Genomic DNA, 22,556 nt, shown 5'->3' with positions numbered 1-22,556 from the left:
ACACCGCCTAGCGTGGCGGAACCTTGGCAAGGGCGACGAGGTGAACGGCGATGCCGAGCAGCGGACCGCACAGCAGCGCCACAACGGTCCGCACCTCGAGGTCGAGCGGCAGCGCCAGCAGCGCCGCGGCGGCGACCGTCGCCGACACCCAGCCGACGGCGTAGGCGCGCTGCAGCGCCGCGGCGACCGCGGCGGCCCCGGTCAGCGTGAGCAACGCGATCATCACCGCCGCCGCGGTCAACCAGCCCAGCAGGACTCCGTCGGCCACGTAGTCGGCGCCGAAGGCCTCCCGCAGCAGCCACGGGCCGAACACCGCGGCCGCGGCCACGCCGACCGCGCCCAGCACGACCACGGCCGCCGCCGGGACGATCAACGCCCGCAGGCGATGTGCGCGCTGGTCCACGAAGTGGGCGATCAGGTTGCCCTGCATCGCGGTCAGCGGGACGAGCAGCGGGGCGCGGGTCAGCGTGACGGCCAGGATCACCACGCCGCCGGCGGCGCCGAGATCGCCCGAGGTGGCCTTGAGCAGCACCGGAAAGCCCATCACCAGCACGGCGCTGGCCCCGGCCGCGGCGATCGAATGGCCGGCGCCGCGAAGGAACGTCGCCGTGGTGCCCGGGGTGTGCAGGCGGGCCGCAGCGCGGGTCACCGGTGAGCCGGCCAGCATCAGCAACCAGCCCACCGCGCCCGCGACGGTCGCCCACAGATAGCCGCCCAGGCCCCAGCCGAGCGCGAAGCTGCCCGCGGCGACCGCGACCCGCAGCAGCGCGTCGGCGACCATCAGCGCGCCGTACTCCGACCAGTTGTTCCCTCCGGCGAGCAGGCCCAGCAGGGTGGTGTGCACGCAGAATCCCGCGAGCCCCGCGGCCAGCAGGGCCACGCTGAGCAGACGGGCGTCGGCGAACACGTGGCCGGCCCACAGCGGTGAGGTGACGGCGATCGCGGCCGCGGCGGCCAACCCGACCCCGACACCGATCCGCACCGGGCTGGTGCGCTGGCCACCGGGCTCGATCGTCGCGGCCTGCCGGACCTCCCGGGTGGTTTCCTGCAGCAGCCCGAAGGCGGCGCCGCTGGCGAGGCCGAAGGCGCCCCAGAACACCCCGAACACCGAGAACCCGGCGGGTTCGAGGTCCCGGGCGGCCAGGTAGAGCACGGCGTATCCGCACAGCGCCGACACCGCGGTGGCGGCCCCGACGCGCACGACGCTGCTACGCGTGACCGCGCCCGGGCCGACGGTCGCGTCGGTCACGGATTGTCCAGCGGCGGAACGGCGGTCGCGTAGAGCCAGGCCGCCCACAGCGGGCGCAACGACTCGTCGGCGTAGCGGGCCGCCAGCCCGATGAAGTCGTCGGTCACCACGCTGGCGTGCCGGTGCCTGGTCGTCCAGTCCTTGAGTAGGGCGAAGAACTGCTTGTCGCCCAACCTGTTTCGCAGCGTGTGCAGGGTCAGCGCGCCGCGTTTGTAGACGCGGTCGTCGAACATGTCGCGGGGACCGGGGTCGGCGAGGATCAGATCCTGCGCAGAATGCGTCAGACGGTGGTGGTAGTGCCGGGCCCACTCATCGGCGCTGCGCTGCCCGCAGTGTTCGGACCACAACCATTCGGCGTAGCAGGCGAAACCTTCGTGTAGCCAGATGTGGCGCCACCTTTGGACGGTGACGGAATTGCCGAACCACTGATGGGCGAGCTCGTGGGCGATCAGCCGTTCGGCGCCGCGCTGCCCGTCGCAGTGGTTGGCGCCGAAGATCGAGATGCCCTGGGCCTCCAGAGGGATCTCGAGGTCGTCGTCGGTGATCACCACCGTGTACCCGGTGTCGAGCGGGTAGGGGCCGAAGAGCTTGGTGAACAGTTTCAACATCTGGCCCTGCCGGCCGAAGTCGTGAGCCACCCGATCCCGCAGCCGTTCGGGGGCCACAGCGTGGATCGACACCCCGTTCTTGGCGATGCGGTGCCGTTCGTACATGCCGATCTGCAGCGTGATCAGGTACGTCGACGTCGGCTCGGTCTGTTCGTAGGTCCACGTCGTCATCGCCGCCCGCACTCGCCGCTGCAGCAGCTTGCCGTTGGCCAGCGCGAAATACGGGCTCTCCGTGCTGATCTGGATGCCGAAGCTGGCCTTGGCGCTGGGGTGGTCGTCGCACGGGAACCACGACGCCGCGCCGTTGGGCTGACCGGCGACCAGGGCGCCCTCGGTGAGTTCCTCGAAACCGACCGCACCCCACATCGATCGGACCGGGCGGGGCGTGCCGCCGTAGCGGACGACGATCGTCATCGCCGCGCCGGCGCGCAGCTTTTCGGTCAGGCTGATGTGCAGTTTGCCGTTCGTGGTGCGGAAGTTGCCCGGCCGCTTGCCGTTCACGGTGACCTTCGACACCGACAGCGCCGCCGAGAGATCGAGGGTGAACGTCTGCAGTTCGGCGAGGGTGACCGCGGTGATGGTGGCCGAGCCGGTCAGCCGATTGATCGCGACCTTGTACTCGAGGTCGAGTTCGTAGCGCGACACCCGATAGCCGAAATTGCCGGTGCCGGGTAGATACGGGTCGATGACCGGTGGCGTTCCCTTCTTGGCGGCCTGCTTGCGGGCCCTCACGCGGCCGCCGGCTTCTTCGCCTTGCCGCCGGTGTCCGCGCGTTTCTTGCGCGGCGGCAGCCACGGCGCGATCGGATTGCCCTGCCACCGGGTGGACGGCGGTACCTCGTCGCCGCGCACCACCAGCGACGCCGGGCCGACGGTGGCGCCGGCGCCCAGGCGTGCTGCGGGCAGCGCCACACAGTGCGGGCCCAGCGTCGCACCGGCGTCGATCACCACCGTGTCCATCCGCATGATCCGGTCGTGGAACAGATGGGTCTGCACTACGCAGCCGCGGTTCACCGTCGCACCGTCACCGAGCGTCACCAGATCGGCCTCGGGCAGCCAGTACGTCTCACACCACACTCCGCGTCCGATCGTCGCGCCCAGTCCGCGCAGCCACATGTTCATCACCGGTGTACCCGACGCGGCCCGGGCGAACCACGGCGCCGCGACGGTCTCGACGAAGGTGTCCGACACCTCGTTGCGCCAGACGAACGACGACCACAGCGGATGTTCGATCGCGGTGATGCGGCCCATCAGAAGCCATTTCGCTGCGACGGCGATCCCGCCGGCCACCGCTCCCGCGATCAGCAGCGCGAGTCCGGTCAGCAGCGCGGCACCCAGCCAGCCGACGGTTCCCGCCAGGGCCTGCGCGGCCAGCAGCACCCCGATGCCGATCGCGAACGTGACGACGACGGGCACGAACCGGAACGTCTCGACCACCGCGCGCAGCACACGCAACCGCGTCGACGGGTGGAACGTGCGCAGCGCGTCGGCCGCCGTGGGTTGGCGGCGCAGCCGCATCGGCGGACTGCCCAGCCACGACGAGCCGGCCTTGGCCTTGTGCGGGGTCGCCGAGAGCACCGCGACCAGACCGTCGTCGGGGACCCGGCGGCCGGGCTGGGTGATGCCGGAGTTGCCGAGGAACGCCCGCTTGCCGACCGTCGCGCGCGCCACGTGGATCCAGCCGCCGCCCAGCTCGTAGGAGGCGACCATCGTGTCGTCGGCGAGGAACGCGCCGTCCTCGACGACGGTGAACTTCGGGATCAGCAGCGCGGTGGAGATCTCGGTGCCCTTGCCGATCGTCGCGCCCAGCAGCCGCAGCCACCACGGCGTCGCGAGTCCGGCGTAGATCGGGAACAGGTAGGTGCGCGCCCCGTCCATCAGCCGCTCGGTCGCCCACAGCTGCCATCCCGACCGGCTGCGCACCGGGTGGTAGCCCTCGTGCAGGCCGACGGCGAGCAGGCGCACCCCGATCACGGTCAGCGCGGCGTAGACACCCATCGCCGCCGCGGTCGCCGGGATCGTCGCAGCGAGTGCGGGCAGCAGCGCGTCGGTCAGCGTCGCGGTGCCCCGCACGGCCCAGCCGATCACGGCGAGCCCGGCGGCCAGCGCGGCCAGGGGCAGCGCACCCAGCAGCATCGAGGTCACGCCGTACACCGCCACCCACACCGGGGCGCGTGGCGGCCGGTGGTCGGGCCACGGGTGTTTGGCCTTGCCGGACTTCACCGCGGGCGAGCCCTTCCAGTACTGCCCGTTCTTGACCTTGCCGACGACGCCGGAGCCCGGTGCCACGTCGGCGTTCTTGCCGACCACCGCACCGGGCAGCAGCGTGGTGCGCGCGCCGATGGTCGAGTCGTTGCCGATGGTGATGGGCCCGACGTGGAACTCGTCGCCGTCGATCCAGTGTCCGGTGAGGTCCACCTCGGGTTCGATCGAGCAGCGGTGCCCGATCCGCAGCATGCCGGTGACGGGCGGCGCGGAGTGCAGGTCGACCCCGCTGCCCACCGAATTGCCCAGGGCGCGTGCGTAATACACCAGCCAGGGCGCGCCGGCCATGTTCTCCGCGCCGCTCGCGTCGGCCAGCCGCTCGGCCAGCCAGATGCGCAGGTGCACCGACCCGCCGCGGCGGTAGGTGCCCGGCGTGAGCGTGCCGACGAGGATGCGCGCGCCGAGCACCGCGATGCCCATCCGCCCGGGCGGGGACACGAACAGCAGGAAGCCGGCGAGTATCCACCACCAGCTCAGCGGTCGCGCCCATCCCACCAGGTCGGTCGCGGCGGCGAGGTTGTTGGCGACCGCCAGCCACACCACCCACTGCATGCCGGTCAGCGTTGCCAGCGGCACCGTCAGCGCCACCTGGACGGCCTGGGTCAGCCGGGACACCGGGCGCACGGTCCTGGTCTCGACGGCCGGCGGTGGCTCCAGTTCGTCGAGATACCCGGCGAGCGAGCCCAGGCGCGGATGGTCGTAGAGGTCGGCGACGGTGACCTGCGGGTAGCGCTGCCGCAGCACAGCGATCAGCTGGGCGGCACTGAGCGATCCGCCGCCGAGGGCGAAGAAGTCGGCGCCCGGCCCGTCGATCGGGGCGGCGAGCACGTCGCGCCACAGTCCGGCGAGCCAGCCGAGCGTGCCGCCGAGTTCGGCGGTGGTGTCGTCGTCGGCGGGCCCGACGGGCCAGGGCAGCGCATCGCGATCCACCTTGCCCGACGTGCGGGTCGGCAGTTCGTCGACGACCACCAGCCGCGGCACCAGCGCCGCGGGCAGCGATTCGGCCAGCCGGGCCCGGGCGGTGGTCAGATCGAAGCCGGCGCCGGGTGCGGCGACGACGTAGCCGACGAGCAGCGGGGTGCCGCTGGCGGTGCGACGCACAGCCGCTGCGCCGCCGCTGACTCCGGGCAGGTGCACGAGCGCGGTGTCGACCTCGCCGAGTTCGATCCGTCGACCGCCGACCTTGACCTGGTCGTCGGCGCGTCCCATGAAGTAGAGGCCGTCGTCTTCGAGCCGGACCAGGTCACCGCTGCGGTAGGCGCGGCTCCACGCCAGCGTCGGGAGTGCGCCGTACTTCTCCGCGTCCTTGTCCGGGTCGAGGTAGCGGGCCAGCCCGACCCCGCCGATCACCAGCTCGCCGACCTCGCCGACGGGCACCGGGTTCCCGGAGGCGTCGACGACGGCCAGGTCCCAGCCGGGCAGCGGCAGCCCGATGCTGACGGGCCCGGTTCCGGTGAGTCGCGCCGCGCACGCCACCACGGTGGCTTCGGTGGGGCCGTAGGTGTTCCACACCTCCCGGCCCTCGACGGCCAGGCGCGAGGCCAACTCCGGTGGGCACGCCTCGCCGCCGAAGATCAGCAGCCGCACCGCTTCGAGCGCCTCGGCCGGCCACAGCGAGGCCAGCGTCGGCACCGTGGAGACCACGGTGATGTCGCGCGACACCAGCCACGGGCCCAGGTCCATGCCGCTGCGCACCAGCGAGCGCGGCGCCGGAACCAGGCATGCCCCGTGCCGCCAGGCCAGCCACATCTCCTCGCACGACGCATCGAATGCCACCGACAGCCCGGCCAGCACCCGGTCACCCGGGCCGAGCGGGTTGTCCTGCAGGAACATCTCGGCCTCGGCGTCGACGAACGCCGCGGCGTTGCGGTGGGTGACCGCGACGCCCTTCGGGGTGCCCGTCGACCCCGAGGTGAAGATGATCCAGGCGTCGTCGCGGCTCAGCGGAGCCGTGGCGCGCCATCCGCGCGACGTACCGGGGCCCCGGATCAGGCCGCGTTCGGTGATCACTCCGACGACGTCGGCCTCGGTGAACACCAGTTCGGCCCGCTCGGGCGGATCGTCGGCGTCGACGGGCACGTACGCCGCGCCCGCGGCGAGGGTGGCCAGGATCGCGACGTAGAGCGCATAGCTGCCCGACGGCATCCGGATGCCGATGCGGTCGCCGCGGCCGATGCCGCGCACCGCCAGCCAGGCCACGCTGTCCTCGACGTCGGCGATCAGCTCGGCATACGTGAGCTGCACGGTGCCGTCGTCCAGCGCCGTCGCGTCGGGGTGGCGCCGCGCGGTGTCGTAGAGGATGTCGATCAGCGTGCGCGCGGGCGGGGCCTGGGCAGACAGCAGGTACTGGTCGGGGATCTCCGAGGTTGGATCCGGTGCTGTCACGGGTACAAACTACTCATTGCGCGAGGCTGCTTCTCGCCGTCGGGTGGCCGCTGATTCGCGTGTCGACGGCGCGCCTGGCAGAATCGCCCGCTTGGAGGGGAGTATTCCTTCGCCGCAGTGTCGTCATCACGTCGCCCGTCTGAGGGCGACCGGTGCTGCGGGCCGGGCGCCGGACACGGCGGCGGTGGAAGAGACCTCCGGCGTTGAACGACGACCGGAGGTTTGATGAACGTCAGTGCTCTCGAGTGGGGGATCACGCTCAGCGTGACCATCGCGATCCTGCTCTTCGATGTGATCGTGATCGGGCGCCGCCCCCATGAGCCGTCCAAGCGGGAAACCGGTACCGCGTTGACGATCTACGTCGGTCTCGCGATCGCGTTCGGGGTGTGGACGTGGTTCTTCCACGGCAGCCAGTACGGCGTGGAGTTCTTCGCCGGGTGGCTCACCGAGTACAGCCTGTCGGTGGACAACCTGTTCATCTTCTTGATCATCATGGCGAGCTTCAAGGTGCCGCGGGTGTACCAGCAGCAGGCGCTGCTCGTCGGCATCATCCTGGCGCTGATCTTCCGCGGCATCTTCATCGCACTGGGCGCCGTCGCGATCGAGCAGTTCTCCTGGGTCTTCTACCTCTTCGGCGCGTTCCTGGTGTACACCGCGATCAAGCTGGTGCGCGACACCGACCACGACGACGACGGCGAGAACGGCGTGGTCCGATTCGCCCAGAAGCACCTGAAGTTCACCGACACCTGGGACGGCTTGAAGCTGTGGGTGAAGGAGAACGGCTCCGGACGATTGATGACGCCGATGTTCCTGGTGATCATCGCGCTCGGCACCACCGACCTGCTGTTCGCGCTCGACTCGATCCCCGCGATCTACGGCCTGACCCGGGAGCCCTATCTCGTGTTCGCCGCCAATGTGTTCGCGCTGATGGGTCTGCGTCAGCTGTACTTCCTGCTCGGCGACCTGCTCAAGCGGCTGGTGTATCTGTCGCAGGGGTTGGCGTTCATCCTGGGCTTCATCGGGGTGAAGCTGCTGCTGCACGCATTGCACGAGAACGAGGTGCCGTTCATCAACGGCGGCGAGCCGCTGAAGGTGCCGGAGATCCCGACGCTGGCCAGCCTGGGCGTCATCGTCGTCACGCTCGCGATCACGACTGCGGCGAGCCTGTACAAGACCCGGGTGCACGACGTGCGTAAGAACGGCGAGGCAGCTGGCGACGAGGCTCCCGAGGGGGCTGACGAGACCGATCCCGCGGCGGGCACCAGCCGCTGATTCCGTTGCGCTCGCCCTGATTGCAACGGGTGCGCGCAGTGGGGGGATCTGGTTAGCGTGGGCTCATGCGGATCTTTCTCGAGGATGACGCCGGGCTGCGCGAGCTCACCGATGGTGGTCAGCCCACCATCCGGGTGGCGGCTCCTGACCTGCAGCGGGCCCGTCAGGTCCGCTCGCGTATCCGGTCGGGTCCGGGAAATGCCGCGGTGATCCTGGACGTGACGGTCGCTGTGGCCGGGGACTTCCGCTCGGCACGAGGAGCGTTCAGTGAACTCGGTGCCGCCTCGGGGGACACGATCCGCTACGCGGGCACCATCGCCGGGTTGGCCGGGCTCGTCGGCGACATCGCGTCGGCCGGGGTGGCCGACGGGGTGACGCTGATCGGTGCGTCGGCGCAGCAGGATCTCGACCGCATCGGGCGGGACGTGTTGCGCGTGCTGAGCGCCCGCGATCAGGTCCGCGCGTCCTGAAGCGCCCCGTCGATCAGCCGCGCGTAGCGCAGCGAGCGGGTGGTGCCCGTCGTGCCCCCGCCCATCTTGTTCATCACGTAGGCGAACGTCGCCCGTCGGTCGAGGTCCATCACGACCAGTGAGCCACCCCAGCCGCCCCACCAGCAGACTCTGCCGGGCGGGACGGCGGGCACGCTCTCGGGCGTCGGCAGCCCGAAGCCGAGGCCGAACCGCAGCGGAATGCCAAGGACCAGATCGGTGCCGTGCGACTGCTCGACGAAGATCTGGTCGATGGTGGCGGGGGAGAGCACCTCCGTGCCTTTGACCGTGCCGCCCAGCGATATCGCGCGCAGCGCGCGCACCAGCCCGCGGGCGTTGCCGTGGCCGTTGGCGCCGCCGATGTCGGCGCGTCGCCACGGTGCGGTCTCGGCAACCGCGACACCGTAGGCGCCGGGTGGGAACGCCGCGAAGGTCCGGACCGCCGGGTGGTCGGGGCCGAGCCGGTCCAGGCCGCGGTCGCGGGGTGGGGGAGCGAGCAGCTCGGCGATGCGGGGCTCGTCGGATTCGTGTGCACCGATCTGCACGTCGGCGGCCATCGGTTCCGAAATACTCTCTCGGACAACGTCTTTGAGGTGCGTGCCGGTGATTCGTCGGATCACCTCGCCGATGAGGTGGCCGTAGTTCATCGCGTGGTAGCCCGACGCGGTGCCCGGCTCCCACCACGGGGTCTGGTCTGCCAGATGGGCGGTGGCGCGCTCCCAGTCGTAGATGTCCTCGACGTCGAATGGCACCTGCCAGCCCGACACTCCCGAGGTGTGTGCGAGCAGGTGGCGCACCTCGATGCGGTCTTTGCCGTGCGCCCCGAATTCCGGCCAGTATCTGGTGACCGGCGCGCCGGGGTCGAGCTCGCCGGCGTCGATGAGCAGCAGGGCCGCCAGCGCGGTCAGCGTCTTGGTGCAGGACCAGAAGTTGACGATCGTATCCTGTTGCCAGGCAATGGTTTTCGCTCGATCAGCATGGCCGCCCCACATGTCGGCGACGAGTTCACCGTCGACGTCGACGGCCAGTGACGCGCCGAGCTCCTCGCCCGACTCGATCTCGTCGGCCAGGGCGGCGGCGAGGGGATCGAAGCGGGGCTCCCACCGACCGTGCACGGCACCACGCATAGGGGCGAGCCTAGGCGGTCACCAGTTGTCGTAGCCGCCCTCGGGGCCGAGCATGCGTTCCAGCCGGGTGCGGTTGATCTTGGCCAGTTCGTTGCGCACGATCTTGCGTTCGGTCTCGTAGTCGTTGAGCAGTCGGTCGCCCATCGTGGCCAGCACGGTGTCGGCGCTGTAGCCGTTGACGTACATCACGAAGCCGAAGCCGAAATGGTCCAGGTAGGTCTTCGAGGCGTCGGCCAGCTGCGCCATCATCTCGGGCCGCGCGTCGGCGATCGCGCACTGCTCTGCCTGGGACTTCTCGCTGCCGGGCCGACGGCCGATGTCGGGGTAGGCCTGCAGGATCGAATCGATCGAGTCCTCGCCGAGGGCGAAGAGCAGCGAGTCGGCGCAGCGGAACAGCTGGTCGTGGCTGGTGAAGGGGCGCTGTCGGGCCAGGTCGGCGGCCAGCGGCACGCTGGAGCAGCATTCGTAGACGGCGTGCACGGCGCGGCGCATCGGCAGCGCGTTGAACGCGTCCAGTCCGATTCCCTGATGCAGTAGCACACCGCCATGATCGAACGGTCAAACGGCGCGGACGTTACGTCGTGTTACAGGCAGGTCAATTCCCGCGCGGGGAGAAAACTAGTGGCCCTCGGTCTTGAAGCGCTCGATCGACCGGTTCACCTCGGCCTCGGCGTCCTCGCGGCCCACCCAGTCCGCGGCGTGCACGAACTTGCCCGGCTCGAGGTCCTTGTAGTGCACGAAGAAGTGCTTGATCGCGTCGAGCTCGAACTCCGACACGTCGCCGATGTCCTGGATGTGGTCCCACCGCGGATCGGCGAGCACGCACAGCACCTTGTCGTCGCCGCCCTTCTCGTCGGTCATGCGGAACATGCCGACGGGGCGGGCCTCGACGATGCAGCCGGGGAACACCGGCTCGGGCAGCAGCACCAGCGCGTCCAGCGGATCGCCGTCCTCGCCGAGGGTGTCCTCGATGTAGCCGTAGTCGGTGGGATAGCCGAACGCGGTGAACAGGTAGCGGTCCAGCTTCACCTTGCCGCTGTCGTGGTCGACCTCGTACTTGTTGCGGGAACCCTTCGGGATCTCGATGAGAACGTCGAACTGCACCGGGGAGGCTCCTTCGCATGACGGGCGATCAACAGGCCGGAACCACCTTAGTGGGGAGCGATACCCTGCACTACAGGGGCTTCCGGAGTGATCGAGCGATAGGGGAACTATGCGGCCGACACGATGGCGGCGGTCCACCTATGCCCTGGTCGGCTTCGCCGTGGTGTTCGTGGTGGCGATCGTCGTCGCCGCGGCTGCGCTGATCGCCGGCCGGCACACGTCCGAGGCAGTGGCCGTCAAGCCTGCACCGGCGCCTGCGACCGCTGACCCCGGCGTCGTCCCGGTGCCCGACACCGCCGACATGCCGACCGTCGCCGGGCTGGCCAACGCGTTGCGCGGGGTGGTGGCCGATCCGAACCTCGGCCAATTCACCGGGCGCATCACCGACGCCCTCACCGGCGATGAGCTGTGGTCGCAGGGCCCGCATGTGCCGATGCAGCCCGCCTCGGTGAACAAAATGCTGACCACCGCCGCGGCGTTGCTGACGCTGGACCGCGACGCCCGCCTGACGACGACAGTGGTGGCCACCTCGCCCGGGACGGTGGTGCTCGTCGGCGGCGGCGATCCGACGCTCTCAGCAGCCCCGCGCGGCACCGACACCTGGTACCGCGACGCCGCCCGGATCGTCGACCTCGCCGACCAGGTGCGCCGCAGCGGGACCACCGTGCGCACGGTCGCGGTCGACGTCAGCGCCTACTCCGGCCCGACGATGGCGCCGGGCTGGGACCCGGCCGACATCGACGGCGGCGACATCGCCCCGATGGAGGCGGTGATGCTCGACGGCGGCCGCACCCAGCCCGTCACGGTGGACTCGGCGCGCTCGCGCACCCCGGCACTCGACGCCGGGCGTGCGCTGGCGATCGCGCTCGGCGTCGACCCGCAGAAGGTGACGGTGCTGCCGTCGGCTGCGCGGGGTCGCGAGATCGCCTCGGTGCAGTCTCCGCCGCTGATCCAGCGGCTGCGCGACATGATGAACGCCTCGGACAACGTGATGGCCGAGTCGACGGGCCGGGAGGTTGCCGAGGCGACGGGCCGCCCGCAGAGTTTCGCCGGTGGGGTCAGCGCAGTGCTCGCCGCGTTGGACGACGCCGGGATCGACACCGGCGAGGCGCGGCTGCTGGATTCCAGCGGGCTGTCGGTGGACGACCGGCTGACCGCCGAGACGCTCGACGAGGTCGTCGGCGCGGCAGCCGGTGATGACCACCCCCGGCTGCGTCCGCTGGTGGACCTGCTCCCGATTGCCGGTGGCAGTGGCACGCTGTCGAATCGCTACCTCGACAGCGCCGGCCGCGGCGCCGCCGGCTACCTGCGCGCCAAGACCGGCTCGCTGACCGCCACCAACTCGCTGGCCGGCATCGTGACCGACACCAGCGGCCGGGTGCTGACCTTCGCGCTGCTGTCCAACCAGGCCGGCCCCAGCGGGCGCACCGCGCTCGACGCGTTCGCCGCCACGCTGCGCACGTGCGGGTGCCGCTCATGACCCAGACGTTCTCGGTTGGCAGCGCGGTGGATTGGAACCTGGCTGCCTCGTTCGGCGGCAAGCTGGCCCGTCCCGAGCCGCCGTCCACCGACTACACCCGCCGGCAGGTGATCGCGCAGCTCGCCGACTCGGCGCGTGCGGCCGAGGTGCCGGTGCGTGAGGTGACCGGTCTCGCCGAAGGGGCGGACATCCCGGAGGCCCGCATCGTCGACCGGCCGCAGTGGATTCGCGCGGCCGCCGGCTCGATGCGGACGATGACCGGCGGAGGCGCCGATGGGAAACCCCGTGCCATCAGCGGGCGCATCGCCGGCGTGCAGACAGGCGCGGTGCTGGCGTTCGTGTCGTCGGGGATTCTGGGGCAGTACGACCCGTTCGCCTCTCACGATGGCGGCGAGCTGCTGCTGGTCTACCCGAACGTCATCGCGGTGGAGCGGCAGTTGCACGTGCAGCCGGCCGACTTCCGGATGTGGGTCTGCCTGCACGAGGTCACCCATCGGGTGCAGTTCCGCGCCAATCCGTGGCTGGCCGGTCACATGTCCGACGCCCTCGGCGTGCTCACCCAGGACGCCGGCGACGACGTGACGCAGGTGGTGGGGCGGCTGGCGGAGTACGTCCGCGAGAAGCGTTCCGGCCATGCTGCAGACGCCAATTCGGCGGGCATCCTCGGGCTGGTGCGCGCGGTGCAGTCCGAGGCGCAGAGCGAGGCGCTGGACCGGCTGCTGGTGTTGGGCACGCTGCTCGAAGGGCACGCCGACCACGTGATGGATGCCGTGGGGCCCGCAGTCGTTCCGTCGGTGGCCACCATCCGTCACCGGTTCGACCAGCGCAGGCACCGCCGCCAGCCCCCGGTGCAGCGGCTGCTGCGGGCACTGCTGGGGATCGACGCCAAGATGGACCAGTACACGCGCGGCAAGGCGTTCGTCGACGCCGTGGTGTCGAAAGTCGGGATGGCGCGGTTCAACACGATCTGGACCGGCCCGCACACCCTGCCGCTGCCCGACGAGATCGACGAGCCGCAGCGATGGATCGACCGGGTGCTGTAGCGCAGCTGCGCGCGGCACTGCGCCGGTTCGCGGCCGAATACGGGCTCGACGGGCCCTGGTGCGTCGCGCTGTCCGGCGGGCCGGACTCGCTGGCCGTGACCGCGGTCGCCGCAGAACTCCGGCCGACGACGGCGCTGATCGTCGACCATCGGCTCCAATCCGGCTCCGACGCCGTCGCCGCCACCGCACGCGACCAGGCGCTCGCACTGGGATGCGTTGACGCCCAGATCCTTTCGGTGGACGTCGGCTCCGGCGGCGGGCCCGAGGCGGCGGCGCGCGCCGCGCGCTACGCGGCGCTGGAGCAGGCTCGCGACGGGTCACCGGTGCTGCTCGGGCACACGCTCGACGACCAGGCGGAGACGGTGCTGCTGGGCCTGGGCCGTGGATCGGGCGCGCGCTCGCTCGCCGGGATGCGGCCCTACGATCCGCCGTGGTGCCGGCCCCTGCTGGGGGTGCGACGCAGCGTCACCCACGCCGCGTGCGCCGAACTCGCGCTGACGCCGTGGCGCGATCCGCACAACGAGGACCCGCGCTTCACCCGGGTGCGGCTGCGCGCCGAAGTGCTGCCGCTGCTGGAGGACGTGCTGGCCGGCGGCGTCGCGGAGGCGCTGGCTCGCACCGCCGCGGCGCTGCGGGAGGACACCGACGCGCTCGACGGGATCGCCGCCGAGATCGTCATCACTCCCGAGCTGGCGGTCGCGACACTCACGGCGCTGCCCGCCGCGGTGCGCCGCCGCGTGCTCCGGCGGTGGCTGCTCGACGGCGGCGCCGTGGGCCTGACCGATGCGCAGATCCGGTCGGTCGACGCGCTGGTGACGGCGTGGCGCGGGCAGGGCGCGGTGGCGGTACCGAGCGCGATGGCGCGGCGTCGGCTCTTCGCCGGCCGGCGGGGCGCGGTGCTGACGCTCTACCGGGAGCCGGTCGCCGACTGAGCACCAGTACGCTCTAGGGCGTGCCTGCGCATGGGGAGTTGTATCCCGGGGACATCAAGTCGGTGTTGCTGTCGGAGGAGCAGATCCGCTCCAAGACGGCTGAACTCGCCGCCCTGATCGCCGCCGATTACCCGACGCCGGGGGAGGGGCAGCAGGACCTGCTGCTGATCACGGTGCTCAAGGGCGCGGTCATGTTCGTCACCGACCTGGCCCGGGCCATCCCGCTGCCCACGCAGCTGGAGTTCATGGCGGTCAGTTCGTACGGCTCGTCGACGTCGTCGTCGGGGGTGGTGCGCATCCTCAAAGATCTCGATCGCGACATCAACGATCGCGACGTGCTGATCGTCGAGGACATCGTGGATTCCGGGCTGACGCTGTCGTGGCTGCTGCGCAACCTGGCCACCCGGCGGCCGCGCTCGCTGCGCGTGTGCACGCTCCTGCGCAAGCCCGAGGCGGTGCGTGCCGACGTCGACATCGAATACATCGGCTTCGACATCCCCAACGAGTTCGTCGTCGGCTACGGCCTGGACTACGCCGAGCGCTACCGCGATCTGCCCTTCATCGGCACGCTCGACCCCAAGGTCTACACGGACTGACCCCTCACCCGCCCAATCCGACGTTTGGGCGCGAAAGCGCGAGAAGTTCTCGCCATTTCGTCGATCTGGACGCAGGATCGAAGCCATGACCGAGACCGCGCTCCGCATCTGCCCCTTCTGCGAGGCCACCTGCGGCCTGACGCTGACCATCGACGCCGGCCGAGTGGTCGGTGCCCGGGGCGATCGCGACGACGTGTTCAGCGCCGGCTTCATCTGCCCCAAGGGCGCCAGCTTCGCCGAACTCGACAACGATCCCGACCGGTTGCAGGCACCGCTGGTCCGCCGTGACGGCGTGCTGACCGAGGCGACGTGGGAGGAGGCGTTCGCCGCGGCCGCCGACGGCCTCGGCGCGGTGATCCGCGAGCACGGCGGCGCCGCCGTCGGGGCGTACCTGGGAAACCCGAACGCGCACACGGTCGCCGGTGCCCTGTACCCGCCGCTGATCATCCGCGGCCTGGGTACCCGCCAGGTCTTCTCGGCGAGCACGCTGGACCAGATGCCCAAGCACGTCTCGCTGGGTCTGATGTTCGGCAGCCCGGTCGCGTTCACGGTGCCCGACCTCGACCGCACCGACTATCTCGTGATCATCGGGGCCAATCCGCTGGTCTCCAACGGCAGCGTGACCACCGCCCCCGACTTCGGCGGCAAGATGCGCGACATCCGCAAGCGCGGCGGCCGGATCGTGGTCATCGACCCGGCCCGCACCCGCACTGCCGAGCTCGCCGACCGGCATCTGGCGCCACGCCCCGGCACGGACGCGGCGCTGCTGTTCGCCGTCGTCCACGTGCTGTTCGACGAGAATCTGGTCGCCCTCGGTGACCTGGCCGAGCATGTCGCCGGTCTCGACGAGGTGCGCGCTGCGGCGCGCGGCTTCACCCCCGCCGCCGTCGCCGACTATTGCGGCGTCGACGCCGCCGAGATCGAGACGCTCGCGCGGGAACTCGCCGCGGCACCCAGCGCGGCCGTCTACGGCCGCATCGGTACGTCGACGGTCGAGTTCGGCACGTTGGGCAGCTGGCTCGTCGACGTCGTCAACATCCTGACCGGCAACCTGGACCGGCCCGGGGGTGCGATGTTCCCCTGCTCGCCGACGGCTCCGGCGCCGCGCGGGCACCGTCCCGGCAAGGGGTTCCGCACCGGCCGCTGGCACAGCCGCGTCTCGGGTCGCCCCGAGGTGCTCTCCGAACTGCCCACCCCGGTCCTCGCCGAGGAGATCGAGACGCCGGGCGACGGCCAGATCCGGGCGATGATCACGGTCGCGGGCAACCCGGTGCTGTCGGCCCCCGACGGCGATCGGCTCGACAAGGCATTGAGCGGGCGATTCATGGACTTCATCCTTTGTGTGGACCCCTACCTGAACGAGACGACCCGCCACGCCGACGTCATCCTGCCGCCGCCCCCGCCGTCGCGCTCCCCGCACTTCGACTTCGCCCTCAACGGGCTCGCGATCCGCAACAATGCGCGCTACTCACCGCCGGTGCTGCCGCTCGACGGCCGACCCAGCGAGGCCGAGATCATGTCCCGGTTGGCGCTGGTCGTGTTCGGCATGAGCCAGGACGCCGACCCGGCGCTGGTGGACGAGCAGGTCATCGCCACCACCCTGGCCAAGGAGACCGCCGACCCGTCGTCGCCGGTTGCCGGCCGCGCGGTCGACGAACTGACCGCGATGCTGCCGGCAGGTCCCGGCTACGAGCGCCGGCTCGACATGATGCTGCGCCTCGGCGCGTACGGCGACGCGTTCGGCGCGCGCCCCGACGGGTTGACGTTGCAGCGGCTCAAGGACGCACCGCACGGCGTCGATCTGGGTCCGTTGCAGCCCCGGCTGCTCGAGGTGCTGCGCACGCCGTCAGGCCAGGTCGAACTCGCGCCGCCCGCTCTGATCGAGGACGCGGCGCGGCTGCGGGAGGCCGTGGCGCGGCCCGCTGAGGGCTTCGTGCTGATCGGGCGGCGGCACCTGCGCAGCAACAACAGCTGGATGCACAACCTGCCTGCGCTCGCGGGCGGCACCAACCAGTGCACGCTGCGGATGCACCCTGACGACGCAGCCGATCTGGGCGTCACCGACACCGCCGTCGTCAAGGGCGCCGGCGGCGAGCTGGTGGTGCCCGTCGAGATCACCGACGGCATCCGGCGCGGGGTGCTGTCCCTGCCACACGGCTGGGGTCACGACCGCCCCGGCACCGGGCAGCAACTGGCCGCCGGTCAGCCGGGCGTCAACGTCAACCAGCTCAACGACGGGTCGCTGCTCGATCCGCTGTCGGGCACCGCGGTGCTCAACGGCGTCCCGGTGACCGTCGGACCTGCTAGCTGAGCTGCCACACCACCGTCACCGAGAACCCGACGGTCTGCTGACCCGGCTCGAGCGGCACCGCGGCCTCCATCGCTCGCGGCATCGCGGGCATCGGCACCGGCGGAGTGGGGGAGGCGGACTCGGAGATCGAGATGACGTCGCCGAGGTCGAGTCCGGACAGTTGCGCGTACTGGTTGGCGCGGTCCTTGGCGTCGTTGAACGCGCGGGCGCGGGCATCGCGTACCAGCTGGGAATCGTCGTCGATCGAGTAGTTGATCGAGTTGATGCGGGAGGCATTTCCTCCGGTGCTGACGATCAGACCGATCGCGTCCGATGCCTTGGCCAGGTCGCGGATCGTGACGGTGATCGAGTTGGTGGCGCGATACGCCGAGATCGTGGTGCTGTCGCTGCCGTACTGCGGCTGTAGATCGGCTGCCGTGGTGGCGATGTCCTTGCGGTCGATCCCGGCGCCGACGAGCGCGTCGATGACGGCCTGCTGGCGCTCGTTGGTCTGGCTCATCGCGCCGGTGGCGTCGGCGGCCTGGAATTCCATGGATGCATTGACGGTCAACGTGTCCGGGGTGCCCTTGACCTGACCTTCACCGACGACGGTGACCTGACGGGCGTCCGTGCCCGGCGACGCGGTAGGCCCGGACCGCGCATCGCAGGCGGCTGCCGACGCCGCGACGACGCCGGCGGCGGCCACGGCCAGAGCGATGCGGACGGGTCTGCGGGGTGAGTGAGGCATGGCTGGCACAGTAACCCGCCGCGCCCGGCAATCGGGTCACTCGGCGCGGTGGCGTCCCCAGCCCTTGTGGGTCTTCTTCGCCGGCTTCGGTGTGCTCGCTGCGGCCCCGTCGTCTGCGGGCGGCGCGGTGACGGTCGGTGTGTCGGCCTGCTGCCGGTCGTCGTCGGACCGGGCCGCCTTCCGTGCCGGCGTCGCGTCTGAGTCCTCTTCGGCGACAGCGCGTTTCGAGAAAAGAGTGCGACGTTCGGGCGTGGCTTGCTGGGTCTCCTCGGAGGCCGCGGCGAGTACTGTCTGCTCGGGTTCGGGCGCGACGACGGCTGCTTGTTCGGGAGTGTCCAGATACGGCCGGTCGTAGGCCTTTTCGATGATGTCGGTGAGCGGACCGTTCAGCTTCGCCGCCAGCTCGTCGAACCCCAGGGCGCGCAGGGGTTTGAGCAGCGGAAGCTCTGTCGTCGGGACGAACACGTAGGTGGTGTTGCCCTCGGTCCACACCACGTTGTCTGGATCGTCGAGGTCCACGCCGCGGTAGTCCAGATGCATCGGCGAGAGCATGCCGGCCGCGACGTTGGCCAGCGCCAACAGGTTCAGCGGCCGGTCGGGGAAGTCGGCCATCGGATCGTATTGGCGGACCACGTCGATCACGTGATAGTCGGTCGGCTCGATCGGCGGCATGAGACCGCCGTAGGCCCGCCGCGGATTGCCGATCAGGACGAAGGACACCTCGTCGGGCGAGGGTGCGCCGGCGACCCCGGAATGCTGGGCCATCCACTCCTCGGCCACGCCGGCGCCATTGCTGAAGCCCAGCACGACGGTCGGTCCGCTGCCGATGGCCTGCGCTCCGGTCGTGATCTCCGACAGTCGCCTGTCCAGGGCGCGCACCCCGTTGCTCGTCGCGAACGGCACGTAGTCCAGCCGGGAACATGCGCCGGTGGCGCAGAGCGATCCCTGCAGCGCGGTATCCAGGGACCACACCGGCCACAGCGGGCTGATCGTCACCACGGAACTCGCCGGGGGCGGATCCGCCGCGGCGGCGGACGACGGGGGTGCGGTGCCCAACGACAGCACCGCGCTCGCCGCGACCACCGGCGGGACGATGTAGCGAGCAGACAACCGCGGCAGGCCGAGCGACGGCCGGCCTATCGGTTCGGGCTCACGCAGGGAGTGTTCGAGGTCGTCGAGAACCGCGACCAGCAGTCCGTCCCGGTCGCCGAAGTGGCCGTACAGGTCGTCGGCGCTCACGCCTGCCGCCTCGGCGACGTCGGCCATGCTGGCGGTCGGCCCGAGATCGGCGAACGTCTGGCGCGCTGACGTCACCAGCACATCGCGATCGGACCGGCCGTCAGACGCGCAGCGACGCTTTGCTGTGAAATTCACGTCAATTTCCCCCCGGTCGCATGCCGCCCCAACCCGCAGCAAACGTACCCGGGAATGGTCCGAATCACACCTCAAACCGCGAGGAACTCGATCAACAATCGACTCAGCTCCTCCGGCCGCTCCTCGGTCAGCCAATGCCCGGCACCCTCGAGCAGCACCTCCCGGTAGGGTCCGCTGACCAGTTCGCTGGCGCGGTGCCGCGGGGTGTAGGCCAGGGTTGCGTCGGCGGTGCCGCCGATGAACAGTGCCGGCACGCTGATCGTGGCCGCCGGAGGGTCTGCGGTGAGCTCCCAGTTGCGGTCGAAACAGCGGTACCAGTTCAGCGGCGCCGTGAACCCGCCTCGGGTGAACGCCGCGACGTAGACGCCGAAGTCTTCGGGGGAGATCCAGTCCGGCAGAGTGCCCGGATCGCCGATGCGGTCGAGGAACCCGGCCGGGCCCGGGGCGAGCATCCGCAGAGCGGCAGCCTCGTCTCCGGCGGGCGGTGTCGCGAACAGTGTGCGCAGCGTGGTCGCCGGATCGCGGTCGAGCTCGTCGTCGGCGGGACCCGGCTCCTGGAAGTAGAGAATGTAGAAGAAGTGGTCGCCGAACAGTTTCCGGAACGCCTGCGTGGTCGGCACCCGAGGGCGCGGCACCGGGGGCAGGCTCACGCCGGCCACCGCGCGGAACCGGTCGGGCGCCAGCAGCGGCGCCGCCCACGCCACCACTGCGCCGAAGTCGTGCCCGACCACCGCCGCCTGCTCGGCACCGGCTGCATCGAGCAGGCCCACGACATCGCCGACCAGCGCGTCCACCGCGTAGGCCCCGACCTCGGCAGGCTTGTCCGAGTCCCCGTATCCCCGCTGGTCAGGGGCAAAGACGTGAAAGCCCGCCTCGGCCAGTGCCCGCACCTGGTGTCGCCATGAGTGGGCCAGCTCGGGAAACCCGTGCAGGAGGACGACGACGGGTGCGCCCGGCTCCCCGGCCTCGGTCACCTGCAGCGTCACCCCGTTGGTCCGGACTCCTCGCGTGCGCACGGCGTCCAGCTTCGCGCGAAAGTGCTCCCATCGTCGTCCCAACCACGGAATCGCGACGATAGGAGCACTCTCGCGGCGCGGCACCCACGTAGCGCGGTGGCGTCCGGAGTCCCGGGGAACTCCAGAGGCCGCCGAACGTTGGTCTAGCGGTAGCCTTGAGGTTTCCAGCTGCGCGTTAGTGGAAGGATTTTGGCCGGGGTTCTCTCACCCAGGCCGCACACATCGATGAACCGGACCGATGCATGAACCGTAAAAATGTGATCCGCACGCTCACGGTGATCGCCGTGGTCCTGTTGCTGGGGTGGTCCTTCTTCTACTTCAGCGACGACACCCGCGGCTACAAGCCCGTCGACACGTCGGTGGCGATGTCGCAGATCACCAGCGGCAACGTGACCAGCGCGCAGATCGACGACCGCGAGCAACAGCTGCGGCTGGAACTCAAAGACGGCAACGGCGACACCGAGAACAGCGACAAGATCATCACCAAGTACCCGACCGGGTACGGCGTGACGCTGTTCGAGGCGCTGCAGGGCAAGAACGTCAAGACCAACACCGTGGTCAATCAGTCCAGCGTGCTGGGCTCGCTGCTGATCTACATGCTGCCGCTGCTGTTGCTGGTCGGCCTGTTCGTGCTGTTCTCCCGCATGCAGACGGGCGGCCGGATGGGGTTCGGCTTCGGTAAGTCGCGCGCCAAGCAGCTGTCCAAGGACATGCCCAAGACCACGTTCGCCGACGTCGCCGGCGTCGACGAGGCGGTCGAGGAGCTCTACGAGATCAAGGACTTCCTGCAGAACCCGAGCCGCTATCAGGCGCTCGGCGCCAAGATCCCCAAGGGCGTGCTGCTCTACGGCCCACCCGGCACCGGTAAGACGCTGCTCGCCCGCGCCGTGGCCGGCGAGGCCGGGGTGCCGTTCTTCACGATCTCCGGCTCTGACTTCGTCGAGATGTTCGTCGGCGTCGGCGCCTCTCGCGTGCGTGATCTGTTCGAGCAGGCCAAGCAGAACAGCCCGTGCATCATCTTCGTCGACGAGATCGACGCGGTCGGCCGCCAGCGCGGCGCCGGCCTGGGCGGCGGGCACGACGAGCGCGAGCAGACGCTGAATCAGCTGCTCGTCGAGATGGACGGCTTCGGCGACCGCCAGGGCGTCATCCTGATCGCCGCGACCAACCGGCCCGACATCCTCGATCCGGCGCTGCTGCGGCCCGGCCGCTTCGACCGCCAGATCCCGGTATCCAGCCCCGATCTGGCCGGCCGCCGCGCCGTGCTGAAGGTGCACTCGCAGGGCAAGCCGATCGCCCCCGACGCCGACCTCGAGGGGCTGGCCAAGCGGACCGTCGGTATGTCCGGCGCCGACCTGGCCAACGTCATCAACGAGGCCGCACTGCTGACCGCCCGCGAGAACGGCACCGTCATCACCGGTCCGGCGCTGGAAGAGGCCGTCGACCGGGTGGTCGGCGGACCGCGCCGCAAGAGCCGCCTGATCAGCGAGCACGAGAAGAAGATCACCGCCTACCACGAAGGCGGCCACACGTTGGCGGCATGGGCGATGCCGGACATCGAGCCCATCTACAAGGTGACGATCCTGGCCCGCGGCCGCACGGGCGGCCACGCGATGGCCGTACCCGAGGACGACAAGGGTCTGATGACCCGCTCGGAGATGATCGCGCGTCTGGTGTTCGCGATGGGCGGACGCGCGGCCGAGGAGCTCGTGTTCCGCGAGCCCACCACCGGCGCGTCCTCGGACATCGACCAGGCGACCAAGATCGCCCGCGCGATGGTTACCGAATACGGCATGAGCTCCAAGCTGGGCGCGGTGCGTTACGGCAGTGAGCACGGCGACCCGTTCCTCGGGCGCACCATGGGCAACCAGGCCGACTACAGCCACGAGGTCGCCCAGATCATCGACGACGAGATCCGCAAGCTCATCGAGGCCGCCCACACCGAGGCGTGGGAGATCCTCACCGAGTACCGCGACGTGCTCGATGTACTGGCCGGTGAGCTCCTGGAGAAGGAGACGCTGCACCGCAAGGAGCTGGAGCAGATCTTCGGTGACGTGAAGAAGCGCCCGCGGTTGACGATGTTCGACGACTTTGGTGGCCGCGTGCCCTCGGACAAGCCGCCGATCAAGACCCCGGGCGAGCTCGCCATCGAGCGTGGTGAGCCGTGGCCCAAGCCGGTGCCGGAGCCCGCGTTCAAGACCGCGATCGCTCAGGCGTCCAAGGCCGCCGCCGAGGCGGCCCACCGCAACGGAGGAAACGGCACCAACGGCGCGAACGGTGCGCATGGCGGCCAGACCCAGCCTGACTACGGCGCCCCGGCAGGCTGGCATGCCCCCGGTTGGCCGCCTCCGCCGCAGCAGCAGGGTGCTCCTCAGCAGCAACCGCAGCCGGGTTACTGGTACCCGCCGTCGGGTTATCAGGGCCCACCGCCCGGGCCCCAGCCGCCGTACTATCCGCCGTATCAGCAGCAGTACCCGCAGCCCGCGCCGCCGGACCACGATCGTGGTCAGGACCAGGAGCATGGGCGCGGGGACAACGGACGCGGCACCCCGTCGGGCAACGGATAACGGAGGAGACCTC

17 protein-coding genes are annotated in these 22,556 nt (G+C 70.5%); 8 read left to right on the top strand and 9 right to left on the bottom strand.

The genetic code is table 11. From position 1 onward, the window contains the following. Window positions 1-7: 7 nt before the first annotated feature. From ACZ50N_RS23650 to ACZ50N_RS23640, 3 genes are read right to left on the bottom strand one after another with little or no spacing between them, the layout of a single operon-like run. Window positions 8-1,249, bottom strand: a complete 1,242-nt coding sequence (locus tag ACZ50N_RS23650; RefSeq protein WP_048421900.1) for a hypothetical protein — start codon at window positions 1,247-1,249, stop codon at window positions 8-10. Continuing rightward, the gene (locus ACZ50N_RS23645; RefSeq protein WP_046364509.1) at window positions 1,246-2,589 is read right to left on the bottom strand and encodes a M1 family metallopeptidase; all 1,344 of its coding nucleotides are present in this window, start codon (window positions 2,587-2,589) and stop codon (window positions 1,246-1,248) included. The genes ACZ50N_RS23650 and ACZ50N_RS23645 overlap by 4 nt, the downstream gene beginning before the upstream one ends. After that, complete coding sequence (locus tag ACZ50N_RS23640; protein WP_464473893.1) at window positions 2,586-6,506, bottom strand: Pls/PosA family non-ribosomal peptide synthetase; 3,921 nt, start codon at window positions 6,504-6,506, stop codon at window positions 2,586-2,588. The genes ACZ50N_RS23645 and ACZ50N_RS23640 overlap by 4 nt, the downstream gene beginning before the upstream one ends. A gap of 225 nt (window positions 6,507-6,731) precedes the next feature. Here ACZ50N_RS23640 and ACZ50N_RS23635 point away from each other — a divergent pair, with 225 nt between their 5' ends. Further along, window positions 6,732-7,778: a TerC family protein gene (locus tag ACZ50N_RS23635; RefSeq protein ID WP_046364497.1), complete on the top strand. Its 1,047-nt coding sequence runs from the start codon at window positions 6,732-6,734 to the stop codon at window positions 7,776-7,778. Between the two features lie 65 nt (window positions 7,779-7,843). Beyond that, on the top strand, window positions 7,844-8,248 hold the full coding sequence (locus ACZ50N_RS23630; protein WP_464473892.1) for a hypothetical protein: 405 nt from the start codon (window positions 7,844-7,846) through the stop codon (window positions 8,246-8,248). Here ACZ50N_RS23630 and ACZ50N_RS23625 read toward each other — a convergent pair. From ACZ50N_RS23625 to ACZ50N_RS23615, 3 genes are all read right to left on the bottom strand, one after another. Next, on the bottom strand, window positions 8,230-9,393 hold the full coding sequence (locus ACZ50N_RS23625; RefSeq protein ID WP_464473891.1) for a serine hydrolase domain-containing protein: 1,164 nt from the start codon (window positions 9,391-9,393) through the stop codon (window positions 8,230-8,232). The genes ACZ50N_RS23630 and ACZ50N_RS23625 overlap by 19 nt on opposite strands. Window positions 9,394-9,411: 18 nt before the next feature. After that, window positions 9,412-9,933 carry a 2-oxo-4-hydroxy-4-carboxy-5-ureidoimidazoline decarboxylase gene (locus ACZ50N_RS23620; protein ID WP_046364494.1) on the bottom strand — a complete coding sequence of 174 codons (522 nt, stop codon included), beginning with the start codon at window positions 9,931-9,933 and terminating at the stop codon, window positions 9,412-9,414. A gap of 78 nt (window positions 9,934-10,011) precedes the next feature. Next, window positions 10,012-10,497, bottom strand: a complete 486-nt coding sequence (locus ACZ50N_RS23615; RefSeq protein ID WP_046364493.1) for an inorganic diphosphatase — start codon at window positions 10,495-10,497, stop codon at window positions 10,012-10,014. 109 nt (window positions 10,498-10,606) lie between these two features. Here ACZ50N_RS23615 and dacB point away from each other — a divergent pair, with 109 nt between their 5' ends. The 5 genes from dacB to ACZ50N_RS23590 all read left to right on the top strand — a co-directional run bounded on the left by dacB (window position 10,607) and on the right by ACZ50N_RS23590 (window position 16,859). After that, window positions 10,607-11,977 carry a D-alanyl-D-alanine carboxypeptidase/D-alanyl-D-alanine endopeptidase gene (dacB, locus tag ACZ50N_RS23610; RefSeq protein ID WP_048421896.1) on the top strand — a complete coding sequence of 457 codons (1,371 nt, stop codon included), beginning with the start codon at window positions 10,607-10,609 and terminating at the stop codon, window positions 11,975-11,977. Then, the gene (locus tag ACZ50N_RS23605) at window positions 11,974-13,020 is read left to right on the top strand and encodes an Rv3626c family coenzyme F420 biosynthesis-associated protein (RefSeq protein WP_464473890.1); all 1,047 of its coding nucleotides are present in this window, start codon (window positions 11,974-11,976) and stop codon (window positions 13,018-13,020) included. The genes dacB and ACZ50N_RS23605 overlap by 4 nt, the downstream gene beginning before the upstream one ends. Further along, window positions 12,999-13,952: a tRNA lysidine(34) synthetase TilS gene (tilS, locus tag ACZ50N_RS23600; RefSeq protein WP_464473889.1), complete on the top strand. Its 954-nt coding sequence runs from the start codon at window positions 12,999-13,001 to the stop codon at window positions 13,950-13,952. The genes ACZ50N_RS23605 and tilS overlap by 22 nt, the downstream gene beginning before the upstream one ends. Before the next feature lie 20 nt (window positions 13,953-13,972). After that, window positions 13,973-14,548, top strand: a complete 576-nt coding sequence (gene hpt, locus ACZ50N_RS23595) for a hypoxanthine phosphoribosyltransferase (protein WP_046366108.1) — start codon at window positions 13,973-13,975, stop codon at window positions 14,546-14,548. 85 nt (window positions 14,549-14,633) lie between these two features. After that, a complete protein-coding gene (locus ACZ50N_RS23590; protein ID WP_046676653.1) occupies window positions 14,634-16,859 on the top strand; it encodes a molybdopterin oxidoreductase family protein in 2,226 nt (741 codons plus the stop codon). Here ACZ50N_RS23590 and ACZ50N_RS23585 read toward each other — a convergent pair. From ACZ50N_RS23585 to ACZ50N_RS23575, 3 genes are all read right to left on the bottom strand, one after another. Next, window positions 16,852-17,586, bottom strand: coding sequence for an SIMPL domain-containing protein (locus ACZ50N_RS23585; RefSeq protein ID WP_073682131.1), 735 nt, complete (start codon window positions 17,584-17,586; stop codon window positions 16,852-16,854). The two genes, ACZ50N_RS23590 and ACZ50N_RS23585, sit on opposite strands and share 8 nt — an antisense overlap. A 36-nt stretch (window positions 17,587-17,622) precedes the next feature. Next, window positions 17,623-18,960, bottom strand: coding sequence for a PE-PPE domain-containing protein (locus ACZ50N_RS23580; protein ID WP_464473888.1), 1,338 nt, complete (start codon window positions 18,958-18,960; stop codon window positions 17,623-17,625). 71 nt (window positions 18,961-19,031) lie between these two features. After that, window positions 19,032-19,985: an alpha/beta fold hydrolase gene (locus tag ACZ50N_RS23575; RefSeq protein WP_464475700.1), complete on the bottom strand. Its 954-nt coding sequence runs from the start codon at window positions 19,983-19,985 to the stop codon at window positions 19,032-19,034. A gap of 233 nt (window positions 19,986-20,218) precedes the next feature. Here ACZ50N_RS23575 and ftsH point away from each other — a divergent pair, with 233 nt between their 5' ends. Next, window positions 20,219-22,543 (top strand): ATP-dependent zinc metalloprotease FtsH, encoded by a 2,325-nt coding sequence (ftsH, locus tag ACZ50N_RS23570; protein WP_046366112.1) that lies wholly within the window; start codon window positions 20,219-20,221, stop codon window positions 22,541-22,543. Window positions 22,544-22,556: the final 13 nt, after the last annotated feature.

This window comes from Mycolicibacterium obuense (assembly GCF_055397605.1).
The sequence above is the reverse complement of the archived record's forward strand: the minus strand, read 5'-3'. Positions and strand labels throughout refer to the sequence as shown.

What these genes read in the sequence shown, in the direction of transcription:
- ACZ50N_RS23635 (WP_046364497.1), top strand. Translation starts at nt 6,732, where the DNA reads ATGAACGTCAGTGCTCTCGAGTGGGGGATCACGCTCAGCGTGACCATC.
- ACZ50N_RS23630 (WP_464473892.1), top strand. Translation starts at nt 7,844, where the DNA reads ATGCGGATCTTTCTCGAGGATGACGCCGGGCTGCGCGAGCTCACCGAT.
- ACZ50N_RS23625 (WP_464473891.1), bottom strand. Translation starts at nt 9,393, where the DNA reads ATGCGTGGTGCCGTGCACGGTCGGTGGGAGCCCCGCTTCGATCCCCTC.
- dacB (WP_048421896.1), top strand. Translation starts at nt 10,607, where the DNA reads ATGCGGCCGACACGATGGCGGCGGTCCACCTATGCCCTGGTCGGCTTC.
- ACZ50N_RS23605 (WP_464473890.1), top strand. Translation starts at nt 11,974, where the DNA reads ATGACCCAGACGTTCTCGGTTGGCAGCGCGGTGGATTGGAACCTGGCT.
- tilS (WP_464473889.1), top strand. Translation starts at nt 12,999, where the DNA reads ATGGATCGACCGGGTGCTGTAGCGCAGCTGCGCGCGGCACTGCGCCGG.
- ACZ50N_RS23590 (WP_046676653.1), top strand. Translation starts at nt 14,634, where the DNA reads ATGACCGAGACCGCGCTCCGCATCTGCCCCTTCTGCGAGGCCACCTGC.
- ACZ50N_RS23585 (WP_073682131.1), bottom strand. Translation starts at nt 17,586, where the DNA reads ATGCCTCACTCACCCCGCAGACCCGTCCGCATCGCTCTGGCCGTGGCC.
- ftsH (WP_046366112.1), top strand. Translation starts at nt 20,219, where the DNA reads ATGAACCGTAAAAATGTGATCCGCACGCTCACGGTGATCGCCGTGGTC.